The organism is Curtobacterium poinsettiae (genome assembly GCF_047226435.1).
Lineage (GTDB): Bacteria > Actinomycetota > Actinomycetes > Actinomycetales > Microbacteriaceae > Curtobacterium > Curtobacterium poinsettiae.
The window spans coordinates 2,092,334-2,115,987 of sequence record NZ_CP178434.1 but is presented as its reverse complement, the minus strand read 5'-3'; the positions used below and the strand labels follow the sequence as shown (position 1 = coordinate 2,115,987).

Annotated in this window: 19 protein-coding genes and 1 tRNA gene; 15 read left to right on the top strand and 5 right to left on the bottom strand. The window is 71.4% G+C overall.

Translation table 11 applies throughout. From position 1 onward, the window contains the following. Nucleotides 1-10: 10 nt before the first annotated feature. The 4 genes from ACL00U_RS09960 to ACL00U_RS09945 all read right to left on the bottom strand — a co-directional run bounded on the left by ACL00U_RS09960 (nucleotide 11) and on the right by ACL00U_RS09945 (nucleotide 6,392). Entirely contained in the window at nucleotides 11-1,330 is a 1,320-nt protein-coding gene (locus ACL00U_RS09960) for a M1 family metallopeptidase (protein WP_231564085.1), read from the bottom strand. 14 nt (nucleotides 1,331-1,344) lie between these two features. Beyond that, on the bottom strand, nucleotides 1,345-5,241 hold the full coding sequence (locus ACL00U_RS09955) for a Pls/PosA family non-ribosomal peptide synthetase (protein WP_071251724.1): 3,897 nt from the start codon (nucleotides 5,239-5,241) through the stop codon (nucleotides 1,345-1,347). Between the two features lie 260 nt (nucleotides 5,242-5,501). After that, nucleotides 5,502-5,573 (bottom strand) — tRNA-Arg (locus tag ACL00U_RS09950). A gap of 243 nt (nucleotides 5,574-5,816) precedes the next feature. Next, a complete protein-coding gene (locus ACL00U_RS09945) occupies nucleotides 5,817-6,392 on the bottom strand; it encodes a hypothetical protein (protein WP_042539469.1) in 576 nt (191 codons plus the stop codon). Between the two features lie 59 nt (nucleotides 6,393-6,451). Between ACL00U_RS09945 and argS the strand changes: the two genes are divergently transcribed. From argS to prmC, 9 genes are all read left to right on the top strand, one after another. Further along, complete coding sequence (argS, locus tag ACL00U_RS09940; RefSeq protein ID WP_017885763.1) at nucleotides 6,452-8,122, top strand: arginine--tRNA ligase; 1,671 nt, start codon at nucleotides 6,452-6,454, stop codon at nucleotides 8,120-8,122. A 173-nt stretch (nucleotides 8,123-8,295) separates the two neighbouring features. After that, complete coding sequence (locus tag ACL00U_RS09935) at nucleotides 8,296-9,051, top strand: LmeA family phospholipid-binding protein (RefSeq protein ID WP_017885762.1); 756 nt, start codon at nucleotides 8,296-8,298, stop codon at nucleotides 9,049-9,051. A gap of 59 nt (nucleotides 9,052-9,110) precedes the next feature. Continuing rightward, complete coding sequence (gene lysA / locus ACL00U_RS09930; protein ID WP_071251722.1) at nucleotides 9,111-10,532, top strand: diaminopimelate decarboxylase; 1,422 nt, start codon at nucleotides 9,111-9,113, stop codon at nucleotides 10,530-10,532. 65 nt (nucleotides 10,533-10,597) lie between these two features. Beyond that, complete coding sequence (locus ACL00U_RS09925) at nucleotides 10,598-11,905, top strand: homoserine dehydrogenase (protein WP_412873344.1); 1,308 nt, start codon at nucleotides 10,598-10,600, stop codon at nucleotides 11,903-11,905. Between the two features lie 87 nt (nucleotides 11,906-11,992). Beyond that, nucleotides 11,993-13,072: a threonine synthase gene (gene thrC, locus ACL00U_RS09920; protein ID WP_017885759.1), complete on the top strand. Its 1,080-nt coding sequence runs from the start codon at nucleotides 11,993-11,995 to the stop codon at nucleotides 13,070-13,072. 77 nt (nucleotides 13,073-13,149) lie between these two features. After that, nucleotides 13,150-14,088 (top strand): homoserine kinase, encoded by a 939-nt coding sequence (gene thrB / locus ACL00U_RS09915; protein WP_071251731.1) that lies wholly within the window; start codon nucleotides 13,150-13,152, stop codon nucleotides 14,086-14,088. A 179-nt stretch (nucleotides 14,089-14,267) separates the two neighbouring features. Continuing rightward, nucleotides 14,268-16,601 carry a transcription termination factor Rho gene (gene rho, locus ACL00U_RS09910; protein ID WP_263136382.1) on the top strand — a complete coding sequence of 778 codons (2,334 nt, stop codon included), beginning with the start codon at nucleotides 14,268-14,270 and terminating at the stop codon, nucleotides 16,599-16,601. Between the two features lie 3 nt (nucleotides 16,602-16,604). Further along, complete coding sequence (prfA, locus tag ACL00U_RS09905; protein WP_017885756.1) at nucleotides 16,605-17,687, top strand: peptide chain release factor 1; 1,083 nt, start codon at nucleotides 16,605-16,607, stop codon at nucleotides 17,685-17,687. Nucleotides 17,688-17,712: 25 nt separating this feature from the next. After that, nucleotides 17,713-18,588, top strand: a complete 876-nt coding sequence (gene prmC / locus ACL00U_RS09900) for a peptide chain release factor N(5)-glutamine methyltransferase (RefSeq protein WP_412874067.1) — start codon at nucleotides 17,713-17,715, stop codon at nucleotides 18,586-18,588. Nucleotides 18,589-18,742: 154 nt separating this feature from the next. On the opposite strand, the gene ACL00U_RS09895 is transcribed toward prmC, so the two are convergent. Then, the gene (locus ACL00U_RS09895; RefSeq protein ID WP_159557995.1) at nucleotides 18,743-19,393 is read right to left on the bottom strand and encodes an HAD family hydrolase; all 651 of its coding nucleotides are present in this window, start codon (nucleotides 19,391-19,393) and stop codon (nucleotides 18,743-18,745) included. A 37-nt stretch (nucleotides 19,394-19,430) separates the two neighbouring features. Between ACL00U_RS09895 and ACL00U_RS09890 the strand changes: the two genes are divergently transcribed. From ACL00U_RS09890 to ACL00U_RS09865, 6 genes are all read left to right on the top strand, one after another. Next, complete coding sequence (locus tag ACL00U_RS09890; RefSeq protein WP_214519873.1) at nucleotides 19,431-20,105, top strand: L-threonylcarbamoyladenylate synthase; 675 nt, start codon at nucleotides 19,431-19,433, stop codon at nucleotides 20,103-20,105. After that, nucleotides 20,102-21,328, top strand: a complete 1,227-nt coding sequence (locus tag ACL00U_RS09885) for an MraY family glycosyltransferase (RefSeq protein ID WP_017885752.1) — start codon at nucleotides 20,102-20,104, stop codon at nucleotides 21,326-21,328. Before ACL00U_RS09890 ends, ACL00U_RS09885 begins: the two co-directional genes overlap by 4 nt. Then, a complete protein-coding gene (locus ACL00U_RS09880; protein WP_412873343.1) occupies nucleotides 21,325-21,816 on the top strand; it encodes a hypothetical protein in 492 nt (163 codons plus the stop codon). The genes ACL00U_RS09885 and ACL00U_RS09880 overlap by 4 nt, the downstream gene beginning before the upstream one ends. Nucleotides 21,817-21,923: 107 nt before the next feature. After that, nucleotides 21,924-22,784 (top strand): F0F1 ATP synthase subunit A, encoded by an 861-nt coding sequence (gene atpB, locus ACL00U_RS09875; RefSeq protein ID WP_017885750.1) that lies wholly within the window; start codon nucleotides 21,924-21,926, stop codon nucleotides 22,782-22,784. A 61-nt stretch (nucleotides 22,785-22,845) separates the two neighbouring features. Next, nucleotides 22,846-23,088 carry an ATP synthase F0 subunit C gene (gene atpE, locus ACL00U_RS09870; protein ID WP_017885749.1) on the top strand — a complete coding sequence of 81 codons (243 nt, stop codon included), beginning with the start codon at nucleotides 22,846-22,848 and terminating at the stop codon, nucleotides 23,086-23,088. A gap of 9 nt (nucleotides 23,089-23,097) precedes the next feature. Continuing rightward, nucleotides 23,098-23,652 (top strand): F0F1 ATP synthase subunit B, encoded by a 555-nt coding sequence (locus tag ACL00U_RS09865; protein WP_017885748.1) that lies wholly within the window; start codon nucleotides 23,098-23,100, stop codon nucleotides 23,650-23,652. The last annotated feature ends 2 nt before the right edge of the window (nucleotides 23,653-23,654 follow it).

Sequence of the window (23,654 nt, the reverse complement as noted above, 5' to 3'; positions counted from 1 at the left end):
GCGAAGCCTGCTAGCCAGCGGGCAGCGCCGGCACGGACACCTCGTCGACCCAGGGCCCGGTCACCGCGTGGACGTCCGCGACGGACCGGCCGGCGGCGTCCGCGAAGGCGCTGAGCACGGCCTGCACGGTGACGGATCCGTGCCGGTGCCGCTCGGTGATGCTCCGCAGCCCGGTGAAGAAGGCGTCGTCGCCGAACGTGCGGCGGACGGCGTGCAGGGCGAGGGCGCCGCGCTTGTAGACGCGGTCGTCGAACATGTCCTTTGCGCCCGGGTCACCGACCACCAGGTCCTCCGGCTGCTCGAGCAGTCCCTGCCGGTACCGCTCGGCCAACACGTCGGCGGTGTCGTCGCCGCGGTCCTCGGACCACAGCCACTCGGCGTAGCAGGCGAACCCTTCGTGCAGCCAGATGTCCTGCCACCGGGTGACGGTCACGGAGTTGCCGAACCACTGGTGGGCGAGCTCGTGGGCGATGAGACGGTCGGTGCCGTGCTCGCCGTCGACGTGGTTTCGGCCGAACACCGCCAGGCCGTGGGCCTCGAGCGGGATCTCGAGGTCGTCGTCGGTCACCACGACGGCGTACGCCGCGAACGGGTAGGGGCCGAACCGGTCACCGAACAGCGCGAGCATCTCCGGCACCTGGCCGAAGTCGGTCTTCGCGGCGGCGGCGAGGTCGGCGGGGTGGTGCAGTGTCACGGGGACGCCGCTCGTGCGCAGCTTCGCGGTGCGGTAGCGGCCGATCTGCACGGTCGCCAGGTACGTCGCCATCGGCTCGGTGGTGGCGTAGGTCCAGCGGGTGCCGACGCGGTCACGTTCCTTGGCGAGCAGCTCGCCGTTCGCCAGGACGTCGTACGCCGCCTCGGCAGCGATCTCGATGCGGTAGGTGGCCTTGTCGTCGGGGCGGTCGTTGCACGGGAACCACGACGGCGCCCCGGTGGGCTGCGCGGCGACGATCACGCCGTCGGAGAGTTCCTCCCACCCGAGCTGCCCCCATGCGCTGCGCACGGGGTGCGGGGTGCCCCGGTACCGCAGGTGCACGCTGAACACGGTGTCGGCGGCGATCGGTTCGGCCGGGGTGACGGTCACCTTGTGCGTGGCGGTCGACACCTTCTTGGCGCGTCGGCCGTCGACGTCGACACGGTCGACCGTGAGCCCGTGCAGGTCGATGACGACCTTGTCGAGCGGTTCGAGGGCGCGCGCGGTGATCGTCGCGGTGCCGTCCAGGCGGTTGGTGGCGACGCGGTAGTCGAGCCGGAGCTCGTAGTGCTCCGCACTCCACCGTCGGTCGCCGCTGTGCGGGGTGTAGGGGTCTGCAGCGGGATCGGTGGGCACGGGGACAGTCAACCTCATGGTGCCGGTGGGGCTGTCACCGAGGGCGGTACCGCTGTCCACGGAGCGATCGGGTTGCCGGCCCAGCGGGACCCCGGCGGCACCTGCTCACCGCGCATCACGAGCGAGGACGGTCCGACGGTCGCCCCGGCACCGATGCCGGCCGCCGGCAGGACCACGCTGTGCGGCCCGAGCGTGGCGCCAGCGTCGAGCCGGACGGTGTCGAGCTGCATCACGCGGTCGTGGAACAGGTGCGTCTGCACGACCGTGCCCCGCGCCACCGACGCCCCGGACCCGATCGTGACCAGGTCGGCCTCGGGCAGCCAGTACGTCTCGAGCCAGGTCCCGCGCCCGATCGTCGCGCCGAGGCTCCGCAACCAGACGGCCAGAGCAGGGGTGCCGGTGGCCTGCTCGGCGAACCACGGCCGGGCGACGGTCTCGACGAAGGTGTCCTGCACCTCGTTGCGCCACACGAACGACGACCACAGCGGGTGCTCCCGGGCGGTGATCCGGCCGACGAACGCCCACTTCGCGATCGTCGACACCACGGCGGCGACGGCACCGGCGGCGATGAGCACCGGACCGGCGAGCAGCACCGTCCACCCGATCCCGACGGCCGACCACAGCGCCAGCAGTGTGCCGGCCACGCCGAGCGCGATCGCGGCGGACACCATCGGGGCGACCAGGCGCAGCAGCTCCCAGCAGCCGCGGGCGACCTTCAGCCGCCGGGACGGACGGAACGTGCGCGCCTCGTCGAACTCCGTCGCCGCACGCCGCAGCCGCACCGGGGGCGACCCGAGCCACGACGACCCGCGCTTGGCCTTCTTCGGCACGGCGGACAGCACCGCCACCAGGGCCTCGCGCGGCACCGAGCGTCCGGCGCCCGTCATCCCGCTGTTGCCGAGGAACGCCCGACGGCCGACCTTCGACCGACCGATCCGCACCCGACCGCCGCCGAGCTCGTAGGTGGCCACCATGGTGTCGTCGGCCAGGAACGCCCCCGACGCGATCTGCGTCAGCGCCGGGATGAGCAGCACCGTGGAGATCTCGGTGTCCCGACCGACCCGGGCGCCGAGCAGGCGCAACCACACCGGCGTCACGAGCGAGGCGTACAGCGGGAACAGCAGGGTCCGCGCCGCGTCGAGCACCCGCTCGGTCGACCACACCTGCCAGCCGATCCGGGAGCGCACCGGGTGCCGCCCCTCGTGCAGGCCGACGCCGAGCAACCGCACCGCGACCACCACCAGCAGCGCGTACACCGCACCGGCGACGACCGTCGCCAGGGGGACCGTCACCAGCGCGCGGAGCACCGCGTCGCCCAGGGCCGACGCCCGCCCCACCAGGGCCAGGGCGACCAGCAGTCCGACCGCGACACCGACCACCGGCAACCCGGCCACCGCCAGGGACCCGGCCCCGTACGCGAGCAGCCAGCGGCGACGGACCGCAGGGCGGGCCTCCCGGTCGCCGCGAGCCGACCCGACGCGTTCCGCCGGCGCCCCCGCCCAGCGTTCGCCCGCCGGCACCGGACCGCCGACGGCGGAACCCGCCGTCACCTCGGCACCCGCGCCGACGTGCGCCCCCGGCAGCAGCGTCGTCCGGCTCCGCACCACGGCGTCGTCGTCGATGCGGACGTGCCCCAGGTGGAACACGTCGCCGTCGAGCCAGTGCCCGGCAAGGTCGACCTCGGGTTCGATCGACGCGCGCTTGCCGATCGTCAGCATCCCGGTCACCGGCGGCAGTGTGTGCAGGTCGACGTCCCGCCCGATCCGCGCACCGAGCGCCCGTGCGTAGTAGCTGATCCACGGGGCACCCGCGGTCGACGGGCCGTCCACCGCCTCGGCGATGCGCTCGGCCAACCACACCCGCAGGTGCACCGAACCCCCACGGGGGTACGAGCCCGGACCGACCCCGGCGAGCAGCAGCCGCGCCAGCACCGCCGTCAGCGCCATCTTGCCGATCGGCGTCACGAACACCAGGAGCATCAGCACCAGCACCGGCCAGGGCAGCACCGGCAGGAACGGCAACGTCGTCGCGTGCAGCACCGCAGCCACCAGGGCCGTCCACGTCAGCACCCGCAGCCCGCGGAGCACCTGCACCGGCAGCCCGAGCAGCGTCATCAGCAGCCCCGTCGCCGGGGGGACCGGAGCCACGTCGCGCGACGACGCCTCGACCGGCCCGGACTCGTCCAGCGCCGCCGCCAACGCCCCGATCCGCGGGTGGTCGTACACGTCAGCCACCGTCGTCGTCGGGAACCGCTCACGGATGGCCGACACCAGCTGCGCCGCCGTCAACGACCCACCGCCGTGCGCGAAGAAGTCGTCGTCGACGCTCGCCACTGGCACCCCGAGGATCGCCGACCACCGCTCGGCGATCCACGCCACCGTGTCCGGCAGCATCGCCGCGTCCGTCGCCCCCGGCAACGGCCACGGCAGCGCCGCACGGTCGACCTTGCCCGACGTCCGCGTCGGCAGCGACTCCACCACCGCCACCAACGGCACCAGCGCCGCCGGCAACTCCTGGCGCAACCGTGCGTTCGCCGCCGCCACGTCCACCGTCGCCCCCGCCACCGGCGCCACGTACCCGACGAGCACCTGGTTCCCCGCCGGGGTCCGCTGCACCACCGCAGCGCCACCCGCCACGTCGTCCAGGGCCTGCAGCGCCGCATCGATCTCACCGAGCTCGATCCGCCGACCGCCGAGCTTCACCTGGTCGTCCGCACGCCCCTGGAACACCAGCCCCTCGGGCTCGTACCGCACCAGGTCCCCGCTCCGGTACGCCCGCTCCCACCCGAGCTCCGGGAACGGCGCGTACTTCTCCGCGTCCTTCGCCGGGTCCAGGTACCGCCCCAGCCCGACCCCACCGATCACCAGCTCACCGACATCGCCCGGCTCCACCCGCTGCCCGGCACCGTCCACCACGGCCAGGTCCCACCCGTCCAGCGGCAACCCGATCCGGATCGGCTGGCTCCCGTCGAGCAGGGACCCGCACGCCACCACCGTCGCCTCGGTCGGCCCGTACGTGTTCCACACCTCACGGTCACGACTCGCGATGCGCGCCGCCAGCTCCGGCGGGCACGCCTCACCACCGAAGATCACCAGCCGCACCTGCTCCAGCGCATCGTCCGGCCACAACGCCGCGAGCGTCGGCACCGTCGACACCACCGTGATCGTGTGCGCGATGAGCCACGGCCCCAGGTCCACCCCCGTCCGCACCAGCGACCGGGGCGCCGGCACCAACGCGGCACCGTGCCCCCACGCCAACCACATCTCCTCGCACGACGCGTCGAAGGCCACACTCAGCCCCGCCAGCACCCGGTCACCCGGACCGATCGGCGCCGCCTGCAGGAACATCCGCGCCTCGGCGTCCACGAACGCCGCAGCACTGCGGTGGGTGACCGCCACGCCCTTCGGCACCCCGGTCGACCCGGACGTGAAGATGATCCACGCGTCGTCGGTCTCGCGGGGGAGCTCGGCGCTCGCCGCAGGGTCGGTCACCGGCAGTTCGGCGCCGTCGCGGTCGCGCAGGACGCCGCCGGCACCGATCACCCCGACGACACCGGCTTCGCCGAACACCAGGGTGGCGCGTTCCTCGGGGTCGTCGGCATCGACGGGCACGTAGGCGGCTCCGGCGGCCAGCACGGCGAGGATCGACAGGTACAGGTCGCGCCCGCCGGAGGGGATCCGCACCCCGACCCGGTCCCCGCGCCGGACGCCCCGGCGTGCGAGGTCGTCGGCCTGCGCGTGCACCAGGTCGAGCAGGGCGGCGTAGTCGACGCTGCCGGCGGGGTCCTCGAGCGCGGTGGCGTCCGGATGGGTCGCCGCGGTCGCCGAAAGGACGTCGAACAGGGTCCGTGGGGCGGGTGCGTCGCCGCCGCGGGCGAGTTCGAGCTGCGCGTTCCCGGTGCCGGTGGTCATCGAGGCCTCTTCCCGGTCGCGTGCGGGACGACCGGCCCGTGATCCTAGGGGACCGAGGTGTCCCGCTCGGAAACACGGGGTAGCGCAGGGGCGGGGCGGGGCGTCGCGCGCCGAGTGAGCAGAAGACGTCGGGTCACCCGCCTCGACCCGTCGCGTTCTGCTCACTCGACGAGGAGCCCCAACGGGGGAAGGTCGCCGCAGGCGACATCGTGCAGCCGACAGAGCGCAGTGAAGACGTCTGCTTGCGCGGGTGTGTCCAGTGCCCCCAGGAGGATTCGAACCTCCGCCCCTGCCTCCGGAGGGCAGTGCTCTATCCCCTGAGCTATGGGGGCCAAGGGGTGTGAACAACCGTAGCAGGTCCGGTGGGTGGTCCTGGACAGCGCGTGTCGCGCAGTGGACGCGGGGGGCGGCCGGTCTGGAGGCGCGGTGCGGGCCCGCCACGGGCCTCCCGTCCGCACTGTGCGCGGGTTGCGTTCCGGTGCGGTGTTCCGCGTTCCGTGCGGCGCTGGAAGCGCGCACCGGGCACGCAACCGCGCACCAGGTGGCGGACCGCGCACCGTGCCGGCCCGAGCGCGTCAGCCCGCAGGCGTCGCCGACCCCGTCGCGGACGGCTGCAGCGCGGCCCGCACCGCGTCGACGACGGGCTGCGCCCCACCCGGCTCGGTGAACAGCGTCGACTGCGCGGTGATCCAGTACGGGTCGGCGAAGGCATCCGCCCGGCCGACGGCACCGTTCAGGGCGAAGTACCCCTCGACGCGGTAGGTGGGGACCGATCCGCCCCGCTCGTACAGGGCGTCCTTCAGGTTGGTGAGCGACTTCTCAGGCAGATCGGCGACCGCGAACGTGATCGCCGTGGCGTCCGCGTCGGTGCTCACGAACCGGCAGACGCGGCCCTGCTGCTTCGCGATGGTCGCGGCGGGGGAGCCCTTCGCCGGTGTGAACGAGTCGTCGAGCTCGAAGGTCTGCCCGTACACGGACAGGGCGCTCATCGGCAGGAGTTCACCGCAGGTCTGCGACACCGGCTTGCCCGCGGGGGTCGCACTGGCCGACGGGGTGCTGGCCCCGCCGCCCGAGCACCCGGCGAGCACGACGGCTGCTGCGGTGGTGAGGGTGGCGACGGTGAGCGCCCGGGCACGGCTGCGGGGGGTCATCCCGACATGATGCTGCATCGATCGGTGCGGACCTGGGCGTCCCGGTAGGATCGGTCCTCGTGACTCCAGCCGAACTCTCCGCCGCGTACCTGTCGATCCTGACCGGGATCGTCGAGCGCCGAGGCGCGTCCGACACCGTGACGATCGAGGAGTCCCACGTGGTGCTCGAGCGTCCGAAGAACCGCGCCCACGGTGACTGGGCCTCGAACGCGGCCATGCAGCTCGCGAAGCGGCTCGGCACGAACCCGCGCGAGCTCGCGACCGAGATCGCCGGTGAGCTGACCGAGCTCGACGGCGTGGACTCGGTCGACGTCGCCGGCCCCGGCTTCATCAACATCACGCTCGAGGCGGCCGCCGCTGGCGAGATCGCGCGCACCATCGTGGACGGCGGCGAGTCCTTCGGCACCGGCGACCTGTACGACGGCGTCCGGATCAACCTGGAGTTCGTCTCCGCCAACCCCACCGGCCCGATCCACATGGGCGGCGTCCGCTGGGCCGCAGTGGGCGACAGCCTGGCCCGCGTGTTCCAGGCGCAGGGCGGACTCGTCACCCGCGAGTACTACTTCAACGACCACGGCGCGCAGATCGACCGCTTCGCCCGCTCCCTCGTCGCCAGCGCACTCGGTGAGCCGACGCCCGAGGACGGCTACGGCGGCGCCTACATCGCCGAGATCGCGGCACGGGTCATCGCGACCCTCGAGCCGGGCACCGACGTCCGCGACCTGCCGCGCGACGAGGCGCAGGAGCTCTTCCGCCGCGAGGGCGTCGACTTCATGTTCGCGGACATCAAGTCGTCGCTGCACGACTTCGGCGTCGACTTCGACGTCTACTTCCACGAGAACGCGCTGCACGAGTCGAAGGCCGTCGAGCGTGCCATCGCCCGACTGCGGTCGGCCGGTGTGATGTACGAGGCCGAGGGCGCCGAGTGGCTCCGCACGACCGACTTCGGCGACGACCGCGACCGCGTCGTCATCAAGTCGGACGGCGAACCCGCGTACATCGCCGGTGACCTGGCGTACTACCTCGACAAGCGCGAGCGCGGGTTCGAGCGCAACCTGATCATGCTGGGCGCCGACCACCACGGCTACGTCGGCCGGCTGATGGCGATGTGCGCCGCGTTCGGCGACGAGCCGGGCAAGAACCTCGAGATCCTGATCGGGCAGATGGTCAACCTGCTCAAGGACGGCGAACCGATGCGCATGTCGAAGCGCAACGGCACCATCGTCACGATGGAGGACCTCGTCGACGCCGTCGGTGTCGACGCCGGCCGCTACGCCCTGGTCCGCTTCGCCAGCGACACCGCGATCGACATCGACCTCGACCTGCTCACGAAGCGCACGAACGACAACCCCGTCTTCTACGTGCAGTACGCCCACGCCCGCACCCAGTCGGTGGCCCGGAACGCCGCGGCCGCCGGGGTCGACCGGTCGGTGTTCGACGCCTCGCTGCTGACCCACGAGTCGGAGAGCGCGCTCCTCGGAGCCCTCGCCGAGTACCCGCGGGTCGTCCGGCACGCCGCCGAGCTGCGCGAGCCGCACCGCATCGCGCGCTACATCGAGCAGCTGGCCGGCCTGTACCACCGCTGGTACGACTCCTGCCGCGTCACGCCCCTCGGCGACGAGCCCGTGACCGACCTGCACCGCACGCGCCTGTGGCTGAACGACGCCACCGGCCAGGTCGTCCGGAACGGCCTCGGCCTGCTCGGCGTGTCGGCTCCGTCTCGCATGTAGCGGTCGCCCGTTCCGCAAGACACCGGTGTTCGCGCACCGAACACCCGCATCCCGGGGTGTCGAGCGCGAACACCGGTGTTTTGCGTCCTGGCCGCAGACCGGCCGCAGCCCGGCCGCGCCTGGCCGCGCCCGGCCGCAGCTGCGCCGCAGACCGGGCTGGCAGGCTAGGACGCATGCCTGCAGCCACCGAACGCCCCACCAAGCGCCGCCGCTGGCCCGTCGTCCTGCTCGTGCTCGTCGTGGTGCTCGCCGGCCTCGTCGTCGTCGCCGAGTTCGTGCTGCGCGGCGTCGTCGACCGGATCATCGCCCAGCAGGTCGAGCAGTCGCTGCCCGACGGCACGACCGGCCAGGTCGACGCGCACGCCGAGGGCATCGTCATCCCGCAGCTCATCAGCGGCACGCTCGATCGCGTCGAGATCTCCTCGGAGAAGCTCACGGTCGACGGCATCCCGCTCGCCGCCGACGTCACTGCGCAGGACGTCCCGGTGGACGGCAAGGGTGACGTCCGCGACGTCGACGGCACGGTCACCCTGGCGTCGTCGAGCGTCAAGGACCTGGCGAAGTACAGCCCGCTCTTCGACCGCCTCAGCCTGGCCGACGGTGGGGTCGAGCTGACCGGGTCGTCGTCGGTGCTCGGCTACGACATCACGTACGCCGCCAAGGGTGCCGTCGTCGCGCAGGACGACGGCCGCGGTATCTCGATCACCCCGGAGAGCGTCCGGATCACGAACTCCGACCTCGGTCTGAAGGTCGACTCGATCCCGGGCGTCACCGGCGTCCCGGTGCAGGTCTGCACCGCGCAGTTCCTGCCCGAGGCGCTGCGGGTGCGCTCACTCGACGTGTCGAAGTCGGACGCGACGGTCCGCATCACCGCGGACGCGCTGCCGCTCACCGAGGACGGCCTGCGGACCGTCGGCAGCTGCCGCTGAGCGGACGGGTGCGTAACGCGGCCCGGGAGGCGTGGCTCGCGTCGGTAGGATCGGGTCCCGTGAGCGAGAACCCCCTTGCACCGCCGCGGCTGCGGTTCCCGACGGACGCCTCCGAACTGGTGGACCGCATCTGGCCCGCGTCCGCGACGCGGACCGACGACGGCACCCTGGCGATCGGTGGCATCAGCGCGACCGACCTGGTCGCCCGGTTCGGCACGCCGCTGTACGTCGTCGACGAGCGTGACGTGCAGTCCCGTGCGGTGCGGGTGCGGAACGCCTTCACCGAGGCCTTCGAACGCATCGGCAGTCACGCGCACGTCTACTACGCCGGCAAGGCGTTCCTGACGACGCAGGTGGTCGCGTGGATGGCCGAGGCGGACCTGCGCGTCGACGTCTGCACCGCCGGTGAGCTCGCGGTCGCCCTGGCCGGTGGCATCGACCCCGGTCGGCTCGGCTTCCACGGCAACGACAAGTCCGACGCCGAGATCGCCCGTGCCCTCGAGGTCGGCGTCGGCACGATCGTGCTCGACAGCCACGAAGAGGTGCAGCGCGTCGCCCGCGCCGCCGCCGACGCCGGGGTCGTGCAGCGTGTGCGCATCCGGATCAACACCGGCGTGCACGCGTCCACCCACGAGTACCTGGCGACCGCTCGCGAGGACCAGAAGTTCGGCATCCCGCTGTCCGAGGCCGTCGACGCCGCGGCAGCCGTCCGTGCCGAGCCCTCGCTCGCCTTCGTCGGCCTGCACTCGCACATCGGTTCGCAGATCTTCGACGACGCCGGCTTCCGCGAGGCCGCACGTCGGCTGATGGACGTGCACGCGACGCTCGTCGCCACCGGCCCGGTGCCCGAGCTGAACCTCGGCGGCGGCTGGGGCATCGACTACACCGAGGCCGACTCGGCGTTCGCCCCCGAGGACGTCGCCGATGCACTGGCCGCGATCATCGGCGAGGCCTGCGCCGAACGCGGCATCCCGGTGCCGGACATCGCCGTCGAGCCGGGCCGGTACGTCATCGGCCCGCCCGGGGTGACGCTGTACCGCGTCGGCACGATCAAGCCCGTCACGCTCGAGACCGACGACGGCGGCAGCGCGACCCGCACGTACGTCTCGGTCGACGGCGGGATGAGCGACAACATCCGTCCGGCCCTGTACGGCGCCGACTACACGGCCCGGCTCGCCCGCACCTCCGACGCACCAGCGGTGCTGAGCCGCGTCGTCGGCAAGCACTGCGAGAGCGGCGACGTCGTGGTGAACGACGAGTACCTGCCCGGCGACGTGCAGCGCGGCGACCTGCTGGCCGTGGCGGCCACCGGTGCCTACTGCTGGGCGCTGTCGAGCAACTACAACCACGTGGGCCGCCCGCCGGTCGTCGCCGTCGCGGACGGCACAGCCCGTATCCTCGTGCGGGGCGAGACGATCGACGACCTGCTCGCCCGTGACACCGGGGTCGCCGCCGTGCCCGCCGAGGGCACCGGCCGCTGACCCCCGACCCGACCGGGTCCGCCCACCCCGCAGGGCGTGCCCCCATCGACAGGAACCGCTACCAGATGATCGAATACCGCAACGTCCGTGTCGCGCTGCTCGGGGCCGGCTCGGTCGGTTCCCAGGTCGCGCGACTGCTCCTCGAGCACGGCGACGAGCTGGCCTCGCGCGCCGGAGCCGGGCTGGAGCTCGTCGGGATCGCCGTGCGCGACGTGGACGCGGAGCGCGACGTCGACCTGCCGGCGGAGCTCTTCACCACGGACGCTGCGTCGCTCATCCTCGGCGCGGACATCGTCGTCGAGCTCATCGGCGGCATCGATCCGGCGCGCACCCTCGTGCTCCAGGCGCTGCAGTCCGGCGCCGACGTCGTCACCGGCAACAAAGCGCTGCTCGCCACCCACGGCCCGGAGCTCTTCGCCGCGGCCGAGCAGGTCGGTGCACAGCTCTACTACGAGGCCGCCGTGGCCGGTGCGATCCCGATCATCCGTCCGCTGCACGACTCGCTCGCCGGTGACCGCATCGTCCGGATCATGGGCATCGTCAACGGCACGACCAACTTCATCCTCGACCTGATGGACCGCAAGGGTTCCACGTTCGAGGACGCCCTGGCCACCGCGACGGAGCTCGGGTACGCCGAGGCCGACCCGACCGCCGACATCGAGGGCTACGACGCCGCGCAGAAGGCCGCGATCCTGGCCTCGCTCGCGTTCCACACCTCGGTGCCGCTCGCCGCCGTGCACCGCGAGGGCATCACCCACGTCACGATCGAGCAGGTCCGCGCCGCCCGCAAGGCCGGCTACGTCGTGAAGATCCTGGCGACCGCGGAGCGGCTGACGGACGAGGACGGCCGCGAGGGCGTCAGCGCCCGCGTCTACCCGGCCCTCGTGCCCGAGTCGCACCCGCTCGCGAGCGTGCACGGAGCGAAGAACGCCGTGTTCGTCGAGGCTGAAGCCGCCGGTGACCTGATGTTCTACGGCGCGGGTGCCGGTGGCGTCGAGACGGCCTCGGCGGTCCTCGGCGACCTGGTCTCCGCGGCTCGTCGGCACGTCATCGGTGGCCCGGGCGTCGCCGAGTCGACGCAGTCCGAGCTGCCGGTGTTCCCGATCGGCACCGTTCGCACGAGCTACCAGATCACCCTGCACGTCACGGACGCACCCGGCGTGCTGTCGACCGTCGCGGGCGTGCTCGCCAAGCACGGCGTCAGCGTCGAGACGGTCGAGCAGACCACCACCGGCGCAGCCGAGGGGACCGCGACGCTCGTCATCGGCACCCACCTGGCGCGCGAGGCCGACCTCGCGGACACCGTCGTCGCCCTCCGCGGCGAGGACGTCGTCCTGGACGTCACCAGCGTCCTGCGCGTCGTCGGTCGCTGACGCGACCACGGGCCTCCAGGCCGACCAGCAGGCTCGCCGAGCCGAACCACCACCAGATCCACCCCACCGGACAGAGAGAGAAGCCTGATGGCCCACCAGTGGCAGGGAGTCCTGCGCGAGTACGCCGACCGACTCGACGTGACCGAGGCGACGCCCATCGTCACCCTCGGTGAGGGCGGCACGCCGCTCATCCCGGCTCGTCGGCTCTCCGAGCGCACCGGCGCCGAGGTCTACGTGAAGTTCGAGGGCATGAACCCGACGGGCTCGTTCAAGGACCGCGGCATGACGATGGCGATCTCGAAGGCCGTCGAGCACGGCGCGAAGGCCGTCATCTGCGCCTCGACCGGCAACACCAGCGCCTCGGCCGCCGCGTACGCGACGCACGCCGGCATCACCGCCGCGGTGCTCGTGCCCGAGGGCAAGATCGCCATGGGCAAGCTCAGCCAGGCCGTCGCCCACGACGCCCAGCTGCTGCAGGTGCAGGGCAACTTCGACGACTGCCTCGACATCGCCCGCGACCTGGCGGCGAACTACCCGGTGCACCTCGTCAACTCCGTCAACAACGACCGCATCGAGGGGCAGAAGACCGCCGCGTTCGAGGTCGTCGACGTCCTCGGTGACGCACCGGACTTCCACTTCCTGCCCGTCGGCAACGCGGGCAACTACACCGCGTACTCGCGCGGCTACCGCGAGGACGTCGCCGCCGGTCGGAGCACCAAGCTGCCCCGCATGTTCGGGTTCCAGGCCGCCGGCTCCGCCCCGATCGTGCACGGCGAGGTCGTCCGGCACCCGGACACCATCGCGTCGGCCATCCGCATCGGCAACCCGGCCTCGTGGCAGTTCGCGCTCGAGGCGCAGCAGGAGACCGACGGCTACTTCGGTGCCATCAGCGACGAGGCCATCCTCGCCGCGCACCGCATCCTGTCGGCCGAGGTCGGCGTCTTCGTCGAGCCCGCGTCGGCGATCGGTGTCGCCGGGCTGCTCGAGCGCGCCGACGCCGGTGTCGTGCCGAAGGGCGCGAAGGTCGTCATCACGGTCACGGGTCACGGCCTGAAGGACCCGCAGTGGGCCCTCCGCACGCCGGACGGCGGCGAGGTCACCCCGACGAGCGTGCCGGTCGACACGAAGTCGATCGCCGACGTGCTCGGTCTGGTCAGCGAGCAGTGATCTCCGACCGTTCGTCCGGACCGGGGGAGGGCGTCACCGCCCGCAGCGCTGTACCGGCCGGACGGGCGGTCCGGACACTGCCGGCCGGATCGACGGTCCGCGTCCGGGTGCCGGCCACGTCGGCGAACCTCGGCCCCGGCTTCGACTCGCTCGGCCTCGCGCTCTCGCTCTACGACGAGGTCGTGGTGCGCGTGCGCCCCGAACCCGGCGCGACCGTCACGGTCGAGGGCGTCGGCGCCGGTGAGGTCGCCACCGACGACTCGAACCTGGTCGTCCGTGCTGTCCGCCGAGGGTTCGAACACGCCGGTGTCGACCAGCCCGGCCTCGAGCTGCACGCGACGAACGCGATCCCGCACGGGCGCGGTCTCGGCTCGTCCGCCGCGGCGATCGTCGCGGGGCTGATGGCGGCCCGCGGCCTGCTCGAGGGCATCGTCGACCTCGACGCCTCGACGCTCCTGACCCTGGCCACCGAGATGGAGGGCCACCCGGACAATGTCGCGCCGGCGCTCTTCGGCGGCCTGACGATCGCGTGGATGACCGCCGAGGGCCCGGCGTACAAGCGGCTCCTGGTGCACCGCGGTGTCGCCCCGGTGGTGTTCGTGCCGACCTCGACGCTCTCGACGAAGCTCGCGCGCTCCCTGCAGCCCGAGCAGGTCCCGCACGCCGACGCCGCGTTCAACGTCTCCCGCTCGGCGCTGCTCGTCGCGGCGCTCATCCAGAGCCCCGAGCTGTTGCTCGCCGCGACCGAGGACCGTCTGCACCAGGCGTACCGCGCCAGCGCCATGCCCGAGACCGACGCCCTGATCCGGCTGCTCCGGCAGCACGGCCTGGCCGCGGTGGTCTCCGGTGCGGGGCCGAGCCTGCTCGTCCTCGGCAGTGACCCGGCACAGCGGCTGACCGCCGCCGACCTGGTCCAGCGACACGCCGAATCCGACTGGCGGCCGCTCATGCTGGCCGTCGATCTCGGTGGTGCTACAGTGGCAGCGCACTCGGCGCTCGAAGCCGAACCCGCGTAACCGTACGGATCGCTCGTCCTCCAGGACAGCTCCTACGACGTCGCAGGGTCCGGTGCGCGAGTGTGCATCTCTTTCTGATCACCGAATCCCGATCCGTCGTCTGAACGGCGGTCGATGCTCACTGCATCCGGGACGGTGGAAACTCTCCGCGTTCTGCGGTTCGAAAGGAAACACCGACCTTGACCGACAACAACTCCGCCCAGGTGGAGATCCCCAGCGACCTGCGTGCCCTCCGTCTCCCGGAGCTCCAGCGCATCGCCTCCTCGCTCGGCATCACCGGGCTCTCCAAGCTCCGCAAGGGCGACCTGATCGCCTCCATCGAGGACAAGCGCCCCGTCGACGAGACGCCGGCCGCCCCGGCCGCCGTCGTCCCCGAGACCCCCGCCGAGCCGGCTGCCACCGAGCAGCCGACCCTGCCGGAACCCGCCGAGACGCCCGCGCAGCCCGCTGCCGAGGCCCCCGTCGCCGACTCCGAGGCACCCGCCGAGTCGGCAGCCCCGAGCCGTGCCCGTCGTTCGCGCCGTGCGTCGTCCGGTGGCACCGTGAACGCCGCACCGACCTCGGCCGCCGAGCACACCAACCACGGTCAGACCGGCACCGAGGACCTCCTCGCCGGGCTCGACCAGGTCCGCGCCGAGAAGGACGCGCAGGAAGCCGCGCAGTCCGGCTCGCAGCGCCGCGGCCGTGGCCAGCGGAACGCCGAGCAGCGCACCGAGCAGCGTGGCGCCGAGCAGGGCCAGCAGGCGTCGGCACCGGCCGAGGCCGAGCAGCCGAACCAGGCTGCCCAGCAGCAGGGCCAGCAGAGCCAGCAGGCCCCGACGTCCGCCGTGCAGGCCGACCAGGACCAGAACGAGTCCGGCGACCAGAACGACCAGGGCGACCAGAACTCCGAGCAGGGCGAGGGCGGCTCGCGCCGCGGTCGTCGCAGCCGTGGTCGCGGTCGTGGCCGTGGGCAGAACGCCGAGAACGGCGAGCAGCAGAACGGCGCCGACCAGCAGAACGGTGGCCAGAACGGCGGCCAGCAGAAGCAGAACGGCGCCGACCAGAACGGCCAGCAGAACGGCGGCCAGCAGAACGGCGGCCAGCAGAACCAGCAGAAGCAGAACGGCGGCGAGCAGCAGAACGGCAAGCAGAACGACCAGCCGAAGCAGGCCGACGCCAAGCAGGACGACAAGTCCGACCAGAAGCAGCAGAACGCCGGTCAGCAGAAGCAGCAGACCAGCGGCCAGCAGAAGCAGCAGCAGCAACAGCACGCCGACGAGGCCGAGAGCGGCCGCAGCCGTCGCCAGCGCGACCGCAAGCGCGGCCGTGGCGGCCAGAACGACGACTTCGAGCCCGAGGTCACCGAGGACGACGTCCTGATCCCGATCGCGGGCATCCTCGACGTCCTCGACAACTACGCGTTCGTCCGCACCACCGGCTACCTGCCGGGCCCGAGCGACGTCTACGTCTCCCTCGGCCAGGTGAAGAAGTACCACCTGCGCAAGGGCGACGCCGTCGTCGGTTCGATCAAGCAGCCGCGTGACGGCGAGCAGCAGAGCCGTCAGAAGTACAACGCGCTCGTGGCCGTCGAGTCGATCAACGGCCAGTCCGCCGACGAGGCCGCGGCCCGTGTCGACTTCAACGACCTCACCCCGCTGTACCCGAACGAGCGCCTGCGCCTCGAGACGGAGCCGGGCAAGCTGTCGACCCGCATCATCGACCTCGTGTCGCCGATCGGCAAGGGCCAGCGCGGTCTCATCGTGTCCCCGCCGAAGGCCGGCAAGACCGTCGTGCTGCAGGCCATCGCGAACGCCGTCGCCAAGAACAACCCCGAGGCGCACCTGATGGTCGTCCTCGTCGACGAGCGGCCCGAAGAGGTCACCGACATGCAGCGCACGGTGAAGGGCGAGGTCATCGCCTCGACCTTCGACCGTCCCGCCGAGGACCACACCACCGTCGCCGAGCTCGCCATCGAGCGTGCGAAGCGCCTGGTGGAGCTGGGCCACGACGTCGTGCTGCTGCTCGACTCGATCACCCGCCTGGGCCGTGCGTACAACCTGTCGACCCCGCCGTCGGGCCGCGTGCTCTCCGGTGGCGTCGACTCGGCGGCGCTCTACCCGCCGAAGCGCTTCTTCGGCGCCGCGCGCAACATCGAGGACGGCGGCTCGCTGACCATCCTCGCGACCGCGCTCGTCGAGACCGGCTCCAAGATGGACGAGGTCATCTTCGAGGAGTTCAAGGGCACCGGCAACATGGAGCTCCGCCTGAACCGTCACCTCGCCGACAAGCGGATCTTCCCCGCCGTCGACGTGAACGCCTCTGGTACCCGTCGCGAGGAGCAGCTGCTCTCCGCGGACGAGGTCAAGATCACCTGGCGTCTGCGCCGGGCCCTCGCCGGGCTCGACCCGCAGCAGGCCCTCGAGATCGTGCTGCGGAACCTCAAGGAGACGCAGTCGAACGTCGAGTTCCTGGTGCAGGTGCAGAAGTCGGTCCCCTCGACCGGCGCCCACCACAACGGCCACCAGGAGTAACGCGTGTTCGAGTCGGTAGCGGGGCTGCTGGCGGAACACGAGGACCTGACGCAGCAGCTGTCGGACCCCGCGCTCCACGCCGATGCGGCCCGGGCGAAGAAGGTGAACCGGCGGTACGCCGAGCTCAACCAGATCAAGTCCGCGTACGAGGCCTGGCAGGCGGCGGGGGACGACCTCGCCGCCGCCCAGGAACTCGCGCGTGAGGACGCGGCGTTCGCGGACGAGGTCCCCGGGCTCGAGGAGCAGCTGTCGGAGCGCCAGGAGCGTCTCCGGCGGCTGCTCATCCCGCGCGACCCGGACGACGGCCGCGACGTCATCATGGAGATCAAGGGCGGCGAGGGCGGCGAGGAATCGGCGCTGTTCGCGGCCGACCTCCTGCGCATGTACTCGCACTACGCCGAGACCAAGGGTTGGAAGGTCGAGCTCCTCGAGCGCACCGAGTCCGATCTGGGTGGCTACAAGGACGTCCAGGTCGCGATCAAGTCGAACACGACCGACCCGTCCCAGGGCGTCTGGGCACACCTGAAGTACGAGGGCGGTGTGCACCGCGTCCAGCGTGTGCCGCAGACCGAGTCGCAGGGGCGCATCCACACCTCGACCACCGGCGTGCTGGTGTTCCCCGAGGTGGACGAGCCCGAAGAGGTCCAGATCAACCAGAACGACCTGAAGATCGACGTCTACCGGTCCTCCGGTCCGGGCGGCCAGTCGGTCAACACGACGGACTCCGCGGTCCGCATCACCCACCTGCCCACGGGCATCACGGTGGCGATGCAGAACGAGAAGTCGCAGCTGCAGAACCGTGAGGCCGGCATGCGCGTGCTCCGTGCACGCATCCTCGCGCGCCAGCAGGAGGAGCTCGACGCGATCGCCTCGGACGCGCGCAAGTCGCAGATCCGCGGGATGGACCGTTCGGAGCGCATCCGCACGTACAACTTCCCGGAGAACCGGATCGCGGACCACCGCACCGGCTACAAGGCGTACGACCTCGACCGCGTGATGAACGGTGCCCTCGAGCCCGTCATCCAGTCCGCCATCCAGGCGGACGAAGAGGCGCGGCTGGCCGCCATCGGCGACCAGGACGCGTAACCGCACACCCAGCCTGGAGGCCCGTATCACCGCCGACACGCCCCTCACGTACGCCGCGGATCGCCTGCTCGAGCAGGCGACCGCGGCGCTCGTCGCCGTCGGCGTCCCCACGCCCCGGGTCGACGCCGAGCTGCTGCTCGCGTGGGCGACCGACACCTCGCGCGGTGCTGTCCAGGCCCGGGCGCTGATCGGCGGCGGCATCGCCCCGGAGCACGTCGAGCGCTTCCGGCACGCGGTCGCCCGCCGAGCCACCCGTGAGCCGCTGCAGCACATCACTGGGCATGCGTACTTCCGCGCGCTCACCCTGGCGGTCGGACCGGGCGTGTTCGTGCCCCGTCCGGAGACCGAGGGCGTCGTCCAGTTCGGCATCGACGCCCTGCGCGCGACCGCCGTGCCCGAGCCGATCGCCGTCGACCTGGGCTCCGGAAGCGGTGCGATCGCGATCGCGATGGACACCGAGGTGCCGAACGCCGTGGTCTACGCGGTCGAGCGGTCGCCCGAGGCACTGCCCTGGACCCGGCGCAACGTCGATGCCCACGGCGGGACCGTGCGGCTCGTCGAGGGCGACCTCGCCGACGCGCTGCCGGAACTCGACGGCACCGTCTCCGTCGTCGTGTCGAACCCGCCGTACGTGCCGGACGACGCGATCCCGGTCGACCCCGAGGTCCGCGACCACGACCCGGCGATGGCGCTCTACGGTGGGCCGGACGGCCTCGACGCCGTGCGCGCCCTCGCCGAGACGGCCTGGCGGTTGCTGGTGCCCGGGGGAGCACTGGTCATCGAGCACGCCGAGCCGCAGGGCGCCGGCGTTCGGCAGGTCCTGGCGGGCCGGGGGTTCCGCACCCCGGAGACGCACGTCGACCTGACGGGTCGCGACCGCACGACCACCGCGACGCGCTAGGCGGGGGTGAGCCGCGCCTCCAGGCCGTCCTCGCCCGCCGTCGGCTGCGGTGAGACGCCGTCGTGTCGGTGAGACGCCGCGATGTGCGCGAGACGCCGCGGTGTCTGGCGGCGTCCCGACAAGACGACGGCGTGTCGGCGGGTGTGAGCGCTCGTCAGGCGACGGGGGAGGTCTCGCGCTGCGCCGCGACGAAGGCGCGGACGTGCTCGCGCAGGTCGGTGTCGTGCTCCACCAGCACCGCGTGGATGCCGACGCTCCGCGCACCGGCGATGTTCTCGGGCATGTCGTCGGCGAAGAAGGTGCGCTCCGCGGGGACCCCGTGGTGGGCGATCGCGCGCTGGAAGACCTCGGGTTCGGGCTTCCGGGCGCCGAAGTTGCTCGTCGTGTCGAGGTGCTCGCCGAAGACCTCGGGCAGGGACGGTGCCCACTCGTGGATCCACCGGCCGGCGAGCGGACCGTTGTTGGTGAGCAGCCCGACACGCCCGTGCTCGCTCGCGATCCGGACCGCCTCGATGCGTTCCGGCAGCTCGGTCATCGCGGCGCCGCGGATCCGGGCCCAGTCGGCCTCGGGGACGTCGCACTCCATCGCGCGCTCGAACGCGGCGAGGTACTCGTCGCCGTCCGCGAACCCACCGGCCTCGGCGCGCATCTCGTGGCCGCAGTCCCACCAGCGGCGTCGGAGCTCCTGGAACGCGTGTCCGGTGAACTCGGAGAGTGCGGCCATGCGCACCTTCCAGTCGTACCGGACCAGGACGTCGTCCATGTCGAAGAGGAACAGGAGCGGGGGTGCAGGCGTCTCGTTCACGATGTCCACCATTGTGTCGCACTATCATCGTCGAGTCATGGCATCCCGATACGACTGCACCGACTCCGACGGGCTCCTGACCGGGATGCGGCTCGCACGCGCCGCCCTCGGACGCGGAGAGCTCGTCGTGGTCCCCACCGACACCGTCTACGGCCTCGCCGCGGACGCCTTCAGCGCGACCGCCGTGCAGCGGCTGCTCGACGCGAAGGGCCGCACACGGCAGTCCCCGCCGCCCGTGCTCATCCCCGGTCCGCCCACGCTCGACGCGCTCGCCAGCGACGTCCCGCAGCCGGTGCGGGACCTGGTGGCCGAGTTCTGGCCCGGCGGGCTGACCGTCATCCTGCACGCCCAGCCGTCGCTCGACTGGGACCTCGGCGAGACGCGGGGCACGGTGGCCCTACGGATGCCGGACTCACGGATCGCCCTCGAGCTGTTGCAGGAGGTCGGGCCCCTGGCGGTCTCGTCCGCGAACTCCACGGGCGACCCGGCCGCGATGGAGGTCGACGCCGCCGAACGCATGCTCGGTGACAGCGTCGCGATCTACCTGGACGGCGGGCCGATCGAGGTGCACGACGGCTTCGAGGCCAGCACGGGGTCGACCATCGTCGACGCCACCGGGCTGTCGGACGGCGGGAAGCTCCGCATCGTCCGGCACGGGGTGATCCCCGACGAGGAGATCATCCGGGTCGTCGGAGCCGACCTCGTCACATGAAGTACTACCTGCTCGCGGGGGCCATCGCCGCGGTCGTGAGCTTCGTGATGAGCCTGATCGTCTGGAAGCTCGGGCTGAAGTACAAGTGGTACCCGCAGGTCCGCGAGCGGGACGTGCACCGCACCCCGACGCCGCGGCTCGGCGGCATCGCGATGTACATCGGCGTCATCGTCTCGCTGCTGGCGGCCTGGTTCCTGTTCCCGTCGATCGCGGGGACCGACTACTTCCGGTTGGTGTTCTCCGAGCCGGGCCGTGTGCTCGCGGTGCTCGGGGGAGCGACGATCATCGTGGTCCTCGGCGTCGCGGACGACATCTGGGACCTCGACTGGATGACGAAGCTCGCCGGGCAGATCATCGCGGCGGGCATCCTCGCCTGGCAGGGCGTCGCGATCGTGTCGCTGCCGATCGGCAACACGCTGGGCGTCGGCTCGTCGTACATGAGCCTGATCTTCACCGTGCTGGCGGTGGTGCTCGTGATGAACGCGGTGAACTTCATCGACGGGCTCGACGGGCTGGTGGCCGGTGTCGCGATCATCGCCGGCGGCGTGTTCTTCCTCTACACGTTCTTCATCAACCGCGTGGTCGTGCAGACCGAGTTCTTCTTCAACCTGCCGTCGCTGCTCACCGCGGTCCTCGTCGGGGCCTGCTTCGGCTTCCTCATCCTGAACTGGCACCCCGCGAAGCTCTTCATGGGGGATGCCGGCGCGCTGCTCGTCGGGTTCCTGATGGCCACGAGCGCGGTCTCGGTCACGGGCAACATCGACCCGGCGGCGGTCCAGACACGCCAGGCGCTGCTGCCGGCGTTCATCCCGATCCTGCTGCCGTTCGCGATCCTGATCGTCCCGATCCTGGACTTCGGGCTCGCGGTCACCCGACGGCTCAGCGCGGGGAAGTCGCCGTTCTCGGCCGACCGGAAGCACCTGCACCACCGCCTGCTCGACATGGGGCACTCGCACTTCCACGCGGTGCTGATCTTCTACGCCTGGACCGCGACCGTCGCCTTCGGGTGCCTGCTGTTCCTCTTCGTGGACTGGTACTGGGTCGTCGTCTTCGTGTCCGTCGGCTTCACCGTCTGCGCCGTCGCGACGTTCGCGCCGCTCGGCCGGAAGCGCGCCGAGATCGCCGCGCAGACCGCGAACCGCTCCGCCGCCGTGGTGGACGCCAGCCTCGACCCGCTCGACCGGGCCGCCAACGACCGCACGATCCCTGGAGACATCACGTGACCGCACCGAACGCGCTCGACCACGTCCGGCCGGTGTTCCGCCGCATCATCACCTGGGGAGCGGTCCTCGCCGTCGCCCTGGCGGTCGTCGGCGGACTCATCGGGTTCCTCGTCGCGGACGGCCCCGGGCTGGTCGGGGGACTGCTCGGCGCGGTGCTGAGCGTCGTAATCCTCGGCCTCACCGCGGTCAGTGTCCTCGTCGCGCTGCGGGTGTCGAAGGGCCAGATGATCTCGGGTGCGTTCTTCGGGATCGTGATGGGCACCTGGCTGCTGAAGTTCATCGTCTTCATCGTGCTGCTGGTCCTGCTCAGGGACCGCGACTGGGTCGACTTCCCGGTGCTGGCGATCGTGATCATCGCGGGGGTCGTCGGCTCCCTGGTGATCGACGTCGTCGCGGTCGCGAAGGCCCGCACCCCGATCGACGTCCGGCTGCCGGGCGACGGTCTCGACGACTCCGCGGACGCTGGGAACCCGACCCCCCGCGTCTGAGAAGCCGGGAAGCCTCTCGCACCTGATAGGCTTCTCGAAGTCCGCTACCGGAGCCTTTCGCTCGGGGCGGGCGAGCCTCCACAACGTCCACCATCGCGTGCCATGATGTGCGCGCGCCGACACAGGAGACAGCGCTGCTATCCCACGCTCTTCCCCTGTCCCTCTCCGCTGCGGTTGACACCGTCGCGGCGGGGAGCAGCAAGGCCGCCGAGTTCCATGGTCCGTCGATCAACGAGTTCTTCCCCGATGCTCTTCTGTGGGCAGGGACGCCGTTCGAGATCGATCGGCTCGTCCTCATCCGATTCTTCGCCGTCGCCGTGCTCCTGGTGTTCGCGTTCGTGGGTACCCGTGCACTGAAGCTCGTGCCGAACCGCGGTCAGGCGTTCATCGAGTACGCGTTCGACGTCGTCCGCCGCAACACCTTCGACAACCTCGGCGAGAAGGACGGCAAGCGCTTCCTGCCGCTCCTGGCGACGATCTTCTTCGGCGTGCTGTTCATGAACCTGACCGGTCTGGTGCCGTTCATGAACCTCGGCGGGACCAGTCGCATCGCGATGCCGATGATCCTGGCGATCGTCGCGTACGTCGCGTTCATCTACGCCGGTCTCCGCAAGCACCCGGGCACGTTCCTCCGGAACTCGCTCTTCCCGCCCGGTGTGCCGTGGTTCCTCTACATCATCGTGACGCCGATCGAGCTCGTCTCGACCTTCGTGCTCCGTCCCGTCACCCTGACGCTGCGACTCCTGATGAACATGGTCGTGGGGCACCTGCTCCTCGTGCTGTTCTTCTCGGCCACGCAGTTCTTCTTCTTCGACGCTTCGCTCGGCTTCAAGGCCTTCGGCGTCGGGACCATCGCGTTCGGCATCGCGTTCAGCTTCTTCGAGGTCCTCGTCGCGCTGCTGCAGGCCTACGTCTTCATGCTCCTCACCGCCGTCTACATCCAGCTGGCGCTGGCTGACGAGCACTGATTCCTCACTGACCCCCTACGGGACCGACGACCGTCGGACCCGCACCTCGAAAGGAAAACACGTGGACGCAACGACCGTTCTCGCGGAGATCAACGGCAACATCGCGACGGTTGGCTACGGCCTCGCAGCGATCGGCCCGGCCATCGGCGTCGGCATCGTCGTCGGTAAGACGATCGAGTCCGTCGCTCGCCAGCCCGAGCTCCAGGGCCGCCTGACGACCCTCATGTACATCGGTATCGCCTTCACCGAGGCCCTGGCCTTCATCGGTATCGCCACGTACTTCATCTTCACCGGCACCAACTAAGGCTCCTCGATGCACAACGCACTCATCATCGCGGCGGAGGAGACGCACAACCCGCTGATCCCGCCGTTGTACGACGTCGTCTGGTCGGCGCTTGCCTTCGTCATCATCTTCCTGGTGATGTGGCGTGTCGTCACGCCGCGCATCACGAAGATGCTCGATGAGCGCACCGAGGCCATCGAGGGCGGCATCAAGAAGGCCGAGGCCGCTCAGGAGCAGGCCGCTGCTGCGCTCGAGGAGTACAACAAGCAGCTCGCTGATGCACGTGCCGAGGCATCGCGCATCCGTGAGCAGGCCCGCGCCGACGCCACGGCGATCGGCAACGAAGTCCGCGAGCAGGCGACCGCCGATGCAGCACGCATCACGGCCAACGCCCAGGCGCAGATCGAGGCCGAGCGCCAGAGCGCCGTCCAGGCACTCCGGTCCGAAGTTGGCACCCTCGCGCTGGACCTCGCGTCCGGCGTGATCGGTGAGTCCCTCAAGGACGACGCCAAGTCCACCGCAGTGGTCGACCGCTTCCTCGCCGACCTCGAGGCCTCGCAGGCCACGAAGACGGGGGAGCACTGAGC